The sequence below is a fragment of the Mesorhizobium sp. M1D.F.Ca.ET.231.01.1.1 genome (assembly GCF_003999155.2).
Lineage (GTDB): Bacteria > Pseudomonadota > Alphaproteobacteria > Rhizobiales > Rhizobiaceae > Mesorhizobium.
On the sequence record NZ_RZOZ02000002.1, the window covers coordinates 601379 to 613916 of the forward strand.

Below are 12538 nucleotides of genomic sequence, written 5' to 3' on the forward strand. Positions count from 1 at the left end.
TCGTCGGCAGCGAGCGAGACCCTGGCGCAATCGCTCAGCGCAAATGGCTGCGCGCGATCTACGGCGCGCATCCTTGTTCAAGGCCGGGAGAAGGCACAAAAGAGAGCCTCGCCGGCATCACGCCGTCCGACCTCCTCGCCTTCCACCAGGCCATTTTCGCTCGCGACGGGCTCCATATTGCCGTGGTGGGTGACATTGACGCGAACACGTTGAGGGAAAGGCTTGACCAGCTGTTTGGTGATTTGCCTGAGCAACAAACCCTCGTCCCCGTCTACGATGTCGCGCCGAAACTCGGTCAACTGGTGGAGGAGAACTACGACCTGCCGCAGACTTCGCTAACGTTGGCCTGGCCTGGCGTGAAGCGTAGCGCGCCGAATTTCTACGCCGCCGTGCTGATGAACGACATCCTTGGCGGCTCATACTTGACTTCCCGCCTTTACGAGGAGGTACGCCAAAAACGCGGCCTTGCCTATCACGTCAGCTCTGAACTGACCCTTGACAAGCTTCTGGTTACGACAGAGACACGCTCGGATTGCGCCGCCCAAACGCTGAGCATCGTGCGAGAGGTGGTAAAGCAGATGGCGCAGCAAGGACCGACCGGGGCCGAGCTCAAGGCGGCGAAGAAGCACCTGATCGGCACCTATGCCATTGACCGTCTGGGCTCGACCAGCTCGATTGCAGACCGGCTCCTGGATTTGCAGATTCAAAATGCCGACGTCGACTACAACCAGCGTCGCGCCCGCAGCATCGGTCGGGTGACGCTCAAACAGGTCAAGGCGGCGGCCAAGAAGCTGCTTTCGGCCGAGCCCGCCATTTTGGTGGTCGGCCCGCCGCTGGGCGGCAAGGATGAGTAAAGAAACTCATCTCGCCTTCCTTCTTCCTTGGGGCTTCTCGTGGGAAGAGCGAATATGGAGGCCGGTGGGCCAAGCAGATCATGCAGACCCGCGGAGTCGTTTCGCGGGCCTTGCGCGGCATTGGCGGTCCAGGGGCCTCTCGCCGAAAAGGCGCTCCTCAGCATGCATGCCGCCTTTTGCAGAATACACTCGCACGCCACCAGCAGGCAGCGGGTGGATGAAGCAAACATCCGGCTGCTCAATCCATCAACTGATGAACCGCGGGCACTCAAACTAACGGAACTGTTGTCGTATGTTTGGTCTACCAACTGCTTTGCCGAGGCCCTAGGACGAACCCGCTGGTGCAGAATACACACCGACGGCCTGTCGACCTGGATGTTCGCTGCGTTGAGGAGGAATCCGGTATTGCCCCTGTGCCTGCCGATGATCCGCCGTCTGAAATCCCCGCACCTGTTTGGAGCCATCGACCGCCTGCCGGCACTCGGCAGACCGGTTGGCAATAAGACGTTCGAGGTCGTCAATCCGTCGACCGGCGAAGTTTTGGCAGAGCTTCCCGATATGGGCGTGGAGGAGACACGTGCTGCGGTAGACAAGGCCTATGTTGCGCAGTCGGGATGGGCCGCGTTGACTGCCCGAGAGCGTAGCGACGTTCTTTGGCGATGGCATCAGCTGATCATCGACCATGCAGGCGATCTCGCCGCGATTCTGACCGCGGAAATGGGCAAGCCGCTTGCCGAAGCCGTGTCAGAGGTATCGCATGCGGCGGCGTATCTGCAATGGTATGCCGAGGAGGCCAATCGCGTCTATGGCGAGACGATCTCGGCACCCTCGACAGACCGCCGAATGCTAGTGATCAAGCAGCCCATCGGCGTTGTTGGCACGATCACGCCATGGAATTTCCCGGCCTCCATGGTGGCGCGCAAGATCTCGCCGGCCTTGGCTGCGGGCTGCACGATCGTGCTCAAGCCCGCTGAACAGACGCCGCTCGTGGCTGGCGCAATGTTCGCCCTTGCCCATCAGGCCGGCTTTCCCGATGGCGTGGTCAACCTGATCTATGCGTCCGAAGGTGATCGCGTCGGCCGTGAACTCTGCACCAATTCCAAGATCCGCAAGATCAGCTTCACCGGTTCGACCGAGGTCGGGCGGCTGCTGATGCGTCAGTGCTCTGACCAGATCAAGAAGGTTAGCCTTGAGCTCGGCGGCAACGCACCTTTCATCATCTTCGATGATGCCGACATCGACGCTGCTGTTGACGGTGCGATCCAGGCGAAGTTTCGCAATGCCGGCCAGACCTGCGTTTCGGCGAACCGTATTTACGTCCAATCGAGCGTTCACGATGAGTTCGTCAAGAAATTCGTGGAGAAAGTCCGGCACTTGTCGGTTGGCGACGGATTCGGTGCCGGAGTAGACATCGGACCGCTCGTCGACAGGCATGCTCTGGCCAAGATCGAGTCTCACATCGCAGATGCCATTGCGAAAGGCGGCACAATACGATGTGGGGGCCAACGTATCGGCAAGAATGGCACGTTTTTCGAACCCACGGTCCTCACCGAGATTTCCAGCGTCATGGCAGTCGCGCAAGAGGAGACATTCGGGCCGCTCGCGCCGATCATTCGCTTCAACGATGCGGATCAGGTCGTGCGCGAGGCCAATGACACGATCTACGGCCTCGCCGCATACTTCTATGCCTCAAACCTGAAGCGGGTCTGGCGTGTGGCAGAGGCTCTGGAATATGGCATGGTTGGCATCAACACGGGACGCATGTCCTCGGAGGCGGCACCGTTTGGCGGGATCAAACAATCCGGCATCGGGCGGGAGGGTTCCCGTCATGGCCTCGAGGACTATCTGGAAATGAAATATCTTTGCATGGGCGGGATTTGAAACCTGCTGCACTGTCTCTCCGCCCCACCGGGGGGCGGCCTGCGGCCAATGCCGCCACCTAATTGGAAGTTCCAAACGCCGTTGACCTGAAACACGGATGCCCGGCAGGAGACTGAGCTCGCTGCCGGGCCGGACATGCCTTGGGAGGGCATAAGTCAGCGCTCCTAGGGCCGATGGGCCACTCAGTTCGTGCGCCTTTTGCCGATTGCGTTGCATGTGCCGTGCCAAGCCAAAAAGCATTGATAAACCGCCGATGGATCAGCTTTTGCCCTGTTGCGCATTCTACATTGTGGGGATATGCGACAATGCCCAAGCGGTTGAATCGTCGTGTTGCAGACCCCCAGACGGGTCATGACTGCTGTTCTTAGGACAGTGCGCAGCAAGCCGCTACTCGCTGCACTCCAGGCACACCATTTCCATAATCAAGCGGTGGGTGCTATGTCTGACCGAGCTGTCGACCAGGGAGCGGTGTGAGGCCTCAAATCCCTCCATATTGTTGCACCCGCCGGTCCAACAGGACTGCAGGTCCGGACTCAAAGGATCTTGGCTGCTATGGCGACATTGCGGTGCACGCCGCTTTCCGACCAATGATGTGCGTCCAGGTCGAGGCCGGCCCTAATGAACCACCGCCTTGGCACCCTCGCCCATCTCATTGCGGCATCGACAAGCTAGACCAGAGCGCACCTTGCAAGGCGCCATGCAGTCCTGTCGGCGGGCGAACTGTTGGTGACGGGTACAGCTGCGAGCGAACGTTCATCCACCGACGCACAGCGCGGACTGTCGCTTTTCAAATTAGGAAATCTCTGTAGCCACCATTCATGAGCGCGCGGCCACGCGAGACGGCCCGACGGATGCGGTCGCGCAGATGATCGCGAGGATCCGCCCAGTCGGCATGGACGCGCCGTTGACCGATGAGAACTTCGGCGAGCTCGCGATGAGGTGCTCCGGCGAGCGAACCGTCGAGCGCACGAAGAACGAAGGACAAACGGACGCCGCGCTTTTCCGGCGCAAACAAGCGGGGGGGCAACTGTTGCCCTAGACTGAGAGCATTGAGGCACTCCAGTCCCCTCAGTCGATGCTTTAAAAGCACCGCGGGCCAGATGGCTTGCGTATGCAGGCAAACAGGGTGGAGGATATTCGCGCCCGAGACGGCGAGCTGCAGCGCGTGGTCCGCATTGCGAAGAAGAACATGCTGGCTCTTGTCGGGCGCCAGCAGGACGGTTGCACGACAGGGCAATGCCGAGAGTTCGAACGGCGGTGTCGGCGACGAGGCAGGCAACCGTTCCGCAATGACCGGCAGCACATGGACGCACCAGAGCGGACACCAGAATACGACCGAAGCGCGGCCACAAGACTCCGCGAAACAGAACACCCCAGCGTGACAGGTCGCCGGCCGACGCGACCATATCGAGAAAGGATTGGAGAGACCAAGTCTTGCAATGCTGGCGCGCAGCGGTCAGATCGCGCTGGAACGCTGGATTGCGGCGTAAGAACTCCCAAGCCCACTCCCGCAGCGTCAGGCCAGCGGTGTAGTCGTATGATCTTTCATCCCGCCAATCGGCCTGATCCGCGCCAGTCAGGAGATTCATGACTGACATCCCCTGCCCGCGCCTGCGTGCGTCGAAACATTATGCCACTTCGCAAAGCATCGGCGAAGGCAGCAGACGTCGAAGACCCCGTTTCGTTGAAGCGTCAGCCATCGCCACTGTCGGCGACAGAAGATGTGCCCAAATTGCCACCAGACCGTCGAACTGGCACAGCGACGGCCAGCGCGACCTGGAATTGATCCCGTAACGGTCATCGGCTCCTGCGTCGCGATCCAGACGTCCCTTGAAGGCGCAGTAGCGCGGCAGTGGATCGCACGCTGCTTGTCGGCAAGTTGTCGTAGCGGCGGCGCCATAGGCACGGTCATCGGAGGGTCTCCTGCGGCAAGTTTTCGCCATTGGAGGCCAATCTCCCCGCTAGGGCAGCCTGTGCAGTTGCACAGGTGAAGCGGATCAATCAGGGGGAGCCATGGCGGAAACTGGATGATGGCGGCTTGAGGAGAGCGGCGTATCGAGGCGGGTGATGAAGCCTGCCAGTACCTCTCAAGGAGAGTGATACGCCATGAACGAGACTATCAACACATTGTTCGCCTTCGTCAGCCCGACGAAATCGATGATACCCTGACGGATGTACTTCGCAGCGGCGCGCGCAAATTGCTTGCGCATGCGATCGAGATGGAGGCCGAGGCGTATGCCAAGGCGGTCGACTGCCTGACGAAAGATCAGAATGCGTCGCTGGCGCTCTACGATTTCCCCGCCGAACACTGGGATCATCTGCGAACGTCCAATCCCATCGAAAGCGTCTTTGCAACCGTTCGCTATCGCACGGTTCGCACCAAGGGCTCGCTATCCTCGAAAACCGCCCAGCTGATGGTCTTCAAGCTGTTGGCCGCGGCCAGGAAGTGGCGACGATTGAAAGGACAAAATCAGTTGCCGAAACTCATCGCAGGTGCCAGGTTCCTGGACGGAATCCAGGTCATCGAAACGAAGCCGCAGAGCGCCGCTTGATCAGCCTCGTCGCCCAAATTCCAGCATAGCTCCATCGGAACTGCCAGCCTTCCTTGCCGATCAGGCGCATATCAGCGCTGACGATACCGAGGACGGCGATGGCGATCACCTCCAGGCCGCCGAGTAACGACCCTCAAAACACCGCACTGGTCGAGGCCAGCCTGAACCGGTATCTTGTGCCTGCCCTCGGGAGTCGCTCTATCCACCATGTGATCGACACCGACATTGCTAACATCACCAAGAAGATCGTCGCCGGGGGTCACCCGCAAAGGGCTAACACGGCCTTCTGGTATATGCGGGCATTTTCAACTGGTATCGCAAACCGCCGCAACGGCTCATCGCGGTTTCCCGCGAGGGTTTGGAAAATTAGGTATCCGGCCCCGATCGTCAAGCGCAAGCGAGTGGTGAACGATGCCGAACTGGCGGCTATATGGACGGGCTGTGAGCCCGAACCGGGCGATATCGGCTATTCGTTCGGCTCCATCGTCAAGCTGCTCATGCTGACCGGACAGAGGCGTACGGAAGTTGCCGCGATGCATTGGTCTGAACTCAACCTTGAAGCCGGAACATGAGAACTATCGGGTGACCGCACGAAGAACGAAGAGCCTACGCTTATTCCGCTGTCCACACTGGCGGTGTCGGTCCCCCAGTCGGCACCGAAGACTAATGACACGTTTGTTTTCCCTGCCAGGGTCAACAAAAAAAGCCACTTCTCAGGCTACGCGAAGGGCAAGAAGGCTCGAGACGGCAAGGTCAATGTTGACGGGGTGGCTTTGGAGAACGGGACCCTTCACGATCTGCGCAGGACGCTCGCGACAAATCTCGGCAGGCGGCAGGTATTGCCACACGTCATCGAGCACATAGTGAACACAAGGCGTCGTCCCTGAGACATTGGCGAAATCTACAATCTCTTTAGCAACGTCAAGGAGAGGCGCGAGGTGTTGCAGATGTGGTCAAATCACATCGAATGGCTGATCAAGCAGGCTGCGGATGACGCTCTGGCGGCGTAGCTGCTGGCATGGGCGGAAGATGCGGCGCAACAATCGTCAGAGCCTCATCGAATTGGAGATCATGCTTGACCAGCAAATGCGCGGCCAATGCTTCGATGGCTGACCAGTGATCGAGTACTAGCCGGGCCGTGCGATCTTCGATCCGCCTCCAACGGGGGCGGCGCGGCATCAGGAACCGCAACTCACCATAGATTCGCTTGGCATCCGCGTAGTCGCTGCTCCCGTCATTCCCATCGGACGCATTCATCGCCATATCGCGCGGGTCCAGATAGCCTTCGAATGCGGATTCTGCAAAAGGACCTGCCAGACACGCAACTATCTCTTGGATCGCACAATCGCGTTTCAAATATCGATCCATATCGTCCTCGAAAATCGGCTTTCGCTTCGAGGTGACTCCTTGCGCTGAATAAAAACCCGCGCCTTCGACAACACCACCGCACTCTCCGTCACCGGCGTCGGGGTAAATACTAACACTTGAGAAAGCAGGGAGTTCACGGTCGTCGTCGAACACCTGACGGTGCAAAACGATGGCGGCCACCGCGTGCCCGGCTTCGTGATGCGCCACAAGCGGCAGATATTGGGAGGCTACATTCATGCGGTGCGGCTCTCAGGTCTAGTTTGCTTTTGCGCATAGGACCGCAATTGTCGTGCCAACTGGGAAAATCGTTTCGGGCAATGCGATCGCTCCGATAGCGTTGTGCCTCCTGTCTGACATTGTTGGGAAGTCGACACGCGCCCGTCGCAATGCGGTCGACCTTCCGCGCGAGTTGGGTGACCCGTGAAGGCGGCCGACCAGGACGATGTTGCGCTGATCGGCGACGAAGGCGCCGCCGGGCGAGATCGCGCATCAGGGGGTGACCGGCGTGTCGGCGAAGTCGAAGTCGTCGATGTCCTTGGCCAGCGGCAACTTGGCGACAGCGAACTGGTATTTGATGGAGCGGGCCTGCTTCTCCGATATCTCGGCCTGCAAGAGATCACCGACAATCCTGGGCTCGTGCCGTCGCTTGATGGCGACGCGCCCATGATCTCGTCATAGGCTCTGCGCATTCCGTAGAGCTTCAGCGCTCCCATCAGTTCCAGTACCTCGGTGCGTTCCATGGCTGTTTGTCCTCCTGAGACTGTCATAGCGGGCGCAGTCGGCGACCGCTCGTGAGCTAGCTTCAGCGCCTGGGGAATGGAAAGGATCGTGCCCGGCGCCGGATCGCGGCTGCGGGCCAGGATGTTGAGGATCACCGGCGCCGACGATGCACCGTGCTCGATGGCTTCCTGACAGGCGGCCTCGACCGCGCTCAATCCGTCGGTCAGCACCCAGGTGAGGATCAACACCATCTGCCGGTCGACGTCATCAACCGCCTTGAGCTGCGCCGCACCTTCTCCATTGCCGACCGCAGGACCCAGCTAAGGAACGGCGCGCGCCGTGTGCCAGGGATCGTAGACGACCTCGTTGCGGCCAAAGGAGCGAACGTGTTCTCCCACGACCACGCCATCCTCTGGCGGATGCGATCCGATCGACATAAGCATGGATCTCGACGGGCCGACCGACGGCACTCGACAGCACCGAGTATTTGTTGTTGTCGAAGCGCACCGTGCAGGTCTTCGACACCGACGGGGGAATGCAATGGAAGCCGTCGAAGCGACCGGCAGCCGCTCCCGCTGCGGCTTGGCCGCATTCGCCGACAGCAGCCGGTCCCGCGTCTCACGCCAGGCTCCCATGCGGGGAGGGCTGGTGCTTGCGCTCGTAGCGGAACTCCGTCTGCTCAGAACGCAGGACCTTGCGCACCACCTTGCGCGAGATCTTCAGCTCACGGCAGATCGCCTTGATCGACTTCCCCTGGACCAGCGACAGCCGACGTATCTTTGCAATCGTCTCTAAAACCAACATCCAAAACACAAATGCCTCCGATCAAGCCGGAGGCATCTTGATGACCCCATCGTTAAAGGGTCCCGTTTGGACGAAAATCACCCTTTAAACAGGGTCCCCATTCCACGAAAAATCAATGCACTACCTTCCAAAGCTGCGAGAGATCGCCACCGACCGCTTTGAAGGGCCTTTCGGCGGTCTCGTCAGCGAGGTTGTGGCATGAAGAAACATCAATCCACAGCATTGGGCCGAAGCATGCCACGGGCTCATGCCGCGGGAGAGCGGGAAGATATTCTTGAAAGAAGCGGTCTCCGACATCAATACCGACAGGATGGGCAGCTTTCTCACATCACTTGAGGTCGAGCGTGGCAGTTGCGACCCGCAATGCAAGGCTGGCGGCGATGCATGCCTTTGCGCGGTTCCTGATTTCGGAGCACCCCGAATATTAGGATACGCTGCAACTGGTGGTGACACTTCCCTTCAAGAGAGCGCGTGGGTGGCACCTGTCGAATATCTCGATGAGCCCGGAAATCAAGAGCGTCCTGGCGCGTATCGACCGCCGCACGCCTTCTGGACAGCGGGATTACGCTCTGTTTTCGCTGATGTTCAATACGGATGCACGAGTTCAGGGATCCTGACTCTTCGATTGTGACCTTCGTCTGGTATCGCCCTGTCCCGCCGAGCAAAGCAACGACCGCCCCACACTGCTCACCCGGTTCGGTGTTCGATACTTGCTGCGCACACATGGCTGCGGGCGAAGGAACCACCCTGGCGGAAAAAAGCATCCATCATCGCCCTTTGCGGGACACGACGGCCATCCACCTCGTCAAGGCGGGTGTTGACATCGCCACCATCAGTCGATGGCCAGGCCACTCGGGCTGAACTAACGATGCGCTACGCCCAGGCCGGTATCGATATGAAGCGGCAAGCGCTCGAACAAGTCTTCCCCGACGTGATGTCATCGGCAAAAGATCAGACGATCATCGCTTTGATGGCTGGATGTTTGGCTGGCTGCACCGCTTGTAGACGCTCAGTTATGTGGAGTTGTATCGCGGGAAGTCGCGCGTCTTGGGCTTTTGCGATGTCAGCTCCACATCTCTCCGCAGTGCACGTTGTCACTGTTGAAGAGCCGTTTGTTCAATCTTCGTCCTGGCACGGCAAGGGTTGTCCATATTGTGGGCGTCTTACGCTTGCCGAGCTTGTCCGAAATCCAGCGCCGGATCAGGCGTGAACACTGTTGCGTAGTTCGTCAGCCAGAGCGCGGAGAACGTCGGCGCTTCCTTCCAGCGCCGTAAAAGCGTAGGGATTGAGGAACTGTCGGCCCCAGAACAGATTGCGATCTGTGCCGGATAGCGTAGCTTCCTCGCTAACACGCGGCCAATTCTCCGCAATGCATCGGAGCTGGCCTTCAACAATCGCAAGAGCTTCCGGCGCGCTGAGCAGGAAGTGATGCGCGGCTTCAAGGCAGGACGCTATCCGGCTCATGCGGTTATTGCCGCTGATGAGCATGGCCTGGCTGGCCTCCTGGCCACTGCGGGCCTGCGGACAAATATCGTACGCAGGCGTGAGGGTGAGCTTAGCCCCATCCCAGAATGCCGCATGGTTGCGGGCATGATCGTCGGTGTTGCCGCAAAGTATGTTGAAGACAATGCGGCTGAATAACTCGCGCAGAGTTTCCGACGGCGCGGTGAATCGGTGGCGAATGATCTCCGCCAAATCCTGGTAGCTGGCGTAACGCGCCATCATCTCATCGAGCGCGAGCATCGTCAGCGCTGAGACCATGGATTTGCGTTGCCAGCCGCCCGTGACCTTGATCCGGTCGAATCGCTCGACGAGCAACACGTCGTTGCCTGCGGCGCGAACGAGCGAGACGGATGCCGCTCTGATGCCGCACAAGGCGGCAAGCCGCATGGCTATGAATTCTCCTTTGACGACGCTGTAAAGGTCGGCAGACGAGGAAAATTTCGCGACATGCTTGACGGCGTCATCCTCGATCAGCGCCTTTGGCCTTGCGCCGCCGATCGAGCTGCCGTGATGCAGCGCCTGATCTAATTCGGGGGTGAGCGGAATACCTTTCTCTACCCGCTCCGCCGATTGGACAAGCTCTTCGAGAGTGGCATTGGCCAGTGCGCGCGGCTCGTAATTCGTGGGCGAAAACTGAAAATCGAGCGCGCCGATGCGGTCCGAGCCTGATTCCAGCAGGAACGTCAGTTCTGAAATATCGAGCCGCGCGATTTCATCGCCCTTCACACCGAATTTGCGGTTTAGGATAACCCGTCGTCCCCAGGCATCGGGGGCAGCATCGCGGATGCATCCCGGCATGGTTAGGCCAGGAAGCAAAGGCAATTCGCCTGCCTTCAGGGGCAGTTCCGGGAGATAAAGCGGGATCGCGCTGCCCAGTTCACGAAAGCTCCTGCCATAGTTGAAGCTGACGAGTCCGTCATGGGCATATAGCCGCCCGGCGACAACCGGCGCGGTCTCGCCCGGCAGCCAGACCCAGACATAGGCTTCGTCGTACTTGGGGACCTTAGAACTCATCGACGATCTGCTTGCCGGCCTTGTAGACGTGCTTCGGCAGCAGCGCGATGCGATCGTCAATGCGGCCTGTGAGGGCTGTGATGCCATTGCCGTCGGCATCGAACAGCTTCACACCGACAATGGCAGCAGCTTCGAACATCAGTCCGATTTCGACTTTGGGATCGCCCTTCTCGATGCGCTGCAGGGTGCTGCGTGAAACACCGATTCTCTCGGCTAACTCCTGTGCGGTTAATCGGTGCTGCATCCGGCCCAGCCGGATGGTCTTACCGAAAAGGCCAAGCGCTTCCATCGCGTAGCGCGAATAGGTGCGTTTATGCGCTGCCGTCATTCGGGTCTCCGTGACCTATGCATGATCCATATCACCATCTTTCGACCTTTATATAGGTAATGTCGCAGAGCGACTGCCAAAGTCAAGACTCCGTATCGTATGACTCAATCCCCCTGATTCGACTTTATATGCAGCAAGAGTTCGCATCACGGCTACGTTCGGAAAGCCAGGTAGAATGCGACGGGAGACGCAAGCGTTACACGTCCGAACAAGGAAGGCGAATATTGCCTACGGCTCCTGCACAACCGGCCAGCTCTGCGCGCCTCGGGCGAGGCGGAGATCTGGCGCTGGATCGCGGACAGCCTTGAGACGCCTCGCATGAGTCATTCGATGGGCGGTCCCTGGTGCGAGGCCGAGGCGCTCGACTACTGGCCGACATCCTCGGCGGCGGGACTCGCAGCCGGCTATACCAGCACTTTTCGACCGCATACGCGCCCAGCTTCTCTCCGAAATCATTGCCAATGAGCGCGAACCTCACGCGATCGCCGAGCTGGCCTGGCGGCGCGGAATCTACGGCGTATTCGAGACCGCCCAAGGGAGCCTGACCAGCGTAACGCCCTCCGATCTAAGCGCCTTCCACAAAGCCGCTTTCGCCCGCGACGGGCTGCATGTGGCGGTCGTAGGCGACATAGATGCCAAAGCCCTGAGAGCAAGGCTCGACCAGCTGTTCGGCGATTTGCCTCAGAAACAGGCGCTCGCCCCCGTACCTGATGTCACCCCGAAGCGCCGAGCGGACGCAGGTCGCATACGCCCTCCACCAGACTTCGCTCCAGCTGGCCTTTCCCGCCATTGGACGCAACGACCCGGAATTCTACGCGGGACAGCTGATGAACGATATAGTCGGAGGCTCACGATTTACCTCACGTCTGTTCCAGGAAGTGCGCGAAAAGCGCGGCCTTGCCTACGGTGTCTCGTCCAGCTTGGAAGGCTACCAGCATTCCAACATGCTTGTCGTGACGACGTCGACGCGCGCCGACAGGGCGGCCGAGACGCTCGACCTGATAACACAACCAATCAACGAGCTGGTGGACACAGGCCCAACAGCGGCCGAACTCGAAGCGAGCAAGAAGTATCTGATCGGCGCCTATGCTATCGACAATCTGGGTTCCTCCAGGTCGATTTCCGCCACGCTTGTCGGGTTGCAGCTCGACAAACTCGGCATGGACTACATCCAGCGCCGCCCGGCCCTCATCGAGCAGGTGATCCTCGACCAGGCAGGGCGGCGGCGAAGAAGCTGCTTTCGGCCGGGCGTTGGCCCGTGACAGCGAATAATCCCACGCTCTACAATAGCTGAAGGACTCGCCGAACTACGTGTGGCTGATCCGATTATGGTGTGGCAGAATGAACGCCTTGAGACTGCCTGCGCGCCCTCGCAGACCAGGTTCTCTCCCGTGATTCGATTTCCCGCCCCGAAGAATGCCGTCGTTCCGAGAAAGTATTCTAACTTTTGCGTATACCAAATACGGGAAAGTTAGAAACTCTTGAATATGATGATTATGCTAGCTTTCCCGTAT

General features: G+C 59.5%; 9 protein-coding genes and 4 pseudogenes. 6 read left to right on the forward strand and 7 right to left on the reverse strand.

Annotated elements, in window-relative coordinates; genetic code table 11:
• Nucleotides 1–128: 128 nt before the first annotated feature.
• Both EN874_RS34915 and EN874_RS09290 read left to right on the forward strand, forming a co-directional pair.
• Nucleotides 129–854: pseudogene (locus tag EN874_RS34915) on the forward strand (pitrilysin family protein); the annotation flags it as partial.
• A 405-nt stretch (nt 855–1259) separates the two neighbouring features.
• Nucleotides 1260–2735, forward strand: a complete 1476-nt coding sequence (locus tag EN874_RS09290) for an NAD-dependent succinate-semialdehyde dehydrogenase (RefSeq protein ID WP_126102500.1) — start codon at nt 1260–1262, stop codon at nt 2733–2735.
• A gap of 787 nt (nt 2736–3522) precedes the next feature.
• On the opposite strand, the gene EN874_RS09295 is transcribed toward EN874_RS09290, so the two are convergent.
• Complete coding sequence (locus EN874_RS09295; RefSeq protein ID WP_245329899.1) at nt 3523–4038, reverse strand: DUF2285 domain-containing protein; 516 nt, start codon at nt 4036–4038, stop codon at nt 3523–3525.
• A 793-nt stretch (nt 4039–4831) separates the two neighbouring features.
• Here EN874_RS09295 and EN874_RS09300 point away from each other — a divergent pair.
• Both EN874_RS09300 and EN874_RS09305 read left to right on the forward strand, forming a co-directional pair.
• Nucleotides 4832–5287, forward strand: coding sequence for a transposase (locus tag EN874_RS09300; RefSeq protein ID WP_281015810.1), 456 nt, complete (start codon nt 4832–4834; stop codon nt 5285–5287).
• A 98-nt stretch (nt 5288–5385) separates the two neighbouring features.
• Nucleotides 5386–5859 (forward strand): hypothetical protein, encoded by a 474-nt coding sequence (locus EN874_RS09305; RefSeq protein ID WP_126097374.1) that lies wholly within the window; start codon nt 5386–5388, stop codon nt 5857–5859.
• Nucleotides 5860–6262: 403 nt separating this feature from the next.
• Here EN874_RS09305 and EN874_RS09310 read toward each other — a convergent pair whose 3' ends face one another.
• From EN874_RS09310 to EN874_RS09330, 6 genes and pseudogenes are all read right to left on the reverse strand, one after another.
• Nucleotides 6263–6892 (reverse strand): hypothetical protein, encoded by a 630-nt coding sequence (locus tag EN874_RS09310; protein WP_126097373.1) that lies wholly within the window; start codon nt 6890–6892, stop codon nt 6263–6265.
• A 192-nt stretch (nt 6893–7084) separates the two neighbouring features.
• Nucleotides 7085–7395, reverse strand: a pseudogene (locus EN874_RS34340) (ATP-binding protein); the annotation flags it as partial.
• Nucleotides 7396–7405: 10 nt separating this feature from the next.
• A pseudogene (locus tag EN874_RS34345) lies at nt 7406–7939 on the reverse strand (IS21 family transposase); the annotation flags it as partial.
• Nucleotides 7940–7993: 54 nt separating this feature from the next.
• Complete coding sequence (locus EN874_RS34350; protein ID WP_245460175.1) at nt 7994–8179, reverse strand: hypothetical protein; 186 nt, start codon at nt 8177–8179, stop codon at nt 7994–7996.
• Between the two features lie 1200 nt (nt 8180–9379).
• On the reverse strand, nt 9380–10696 hold the full coding sequence (locus EN874_RS09325; RefSeq protein WP_126063913.1) for a HipA domain-containing protein: 1317 nt from the start codon (nt 10694–10696) through the stop codon (nt 9380–9382).
• Entirely contained in the window at nt 10686–11024 is a 339-nt protein-coding gene (locus tag EN874_RS09330) for a helix-turn-helix transcriptional regulator (protein WP_167498459.1), read from the reverse strand. The genes EN874_RS09325 and EN874_RS09330 overlap by 11 nt, the downstream gene beginning before the upstream one ends.
• Nucleotides 11025–11628: 604 nt before the next feature.
• Here EN874_RS09330 and EN874_RS34920 point away from each other — a divergent pair.
• Together EN874_RS34920 and EN874_RS34925 are read left to right on the forward strand one after the other, a co-directional pair.
• Nucleotides 11629–11685, forward strand: a pseudogene (locus EN874_RS34920) (hypothetical protein); the annotation flags it as partial.
• 49 nt (nt 11686–11734) lie between these two features.
• Entirely contained in the window at nt 11735–12286 is a 552-nt protein-coding gene (locus EN874_RS34925; RefSeq protein WP_335930839.1) for an insulinase family protein, read from the forward strand.
• The last annotated feature ends 252 nt before the right edge of the window (nt 12287–12538 follow it).

Coding starts and splice junctions, on each gene's coding strand:
- EN874_RS09305 (WP_126097374.1), top strand. CDS start 5,386: ATGGCGATCACCTCCAGGCCGCCGAGTAACGACCCTCAAAACACCGCA.
- EN874_RS09310 (WP_126097373.1), bottom strand. CDS start 6,892: ATGAATGTAGCCTCCCAATATCTGCCGCTTGTGGCGCATCACGAAGCC.
- EN874_RS34350 (WP_245460175.1), bottom strand. CDS start 8,179: ATGTTGGTTTTAGAGACGATTGCAAAGATACGTCGGCTGTCGCTGGTC.
- EN874_RS09325 (WP_126063913.1), bottom strand. CDS start 10,696: ATGAGTTCTAAGGTCCCCAAGTACGACGAAGCCTATGTCTGGGTCTGG.
- EN874_RS09330 (WP_167498459.1), bottom strand. CDS start 11,024: ATGACGGCAGCGCATAAACGCACCTATTCGCGCTACGCGATGGAAGCG.
- EN874_RS34925 (WP_335930839.1), top strand. CDS start 11,735: ATGTCACCCCGAAGCGCCGAGCGGACGCAGGTCGCATACGCCCTCCAC.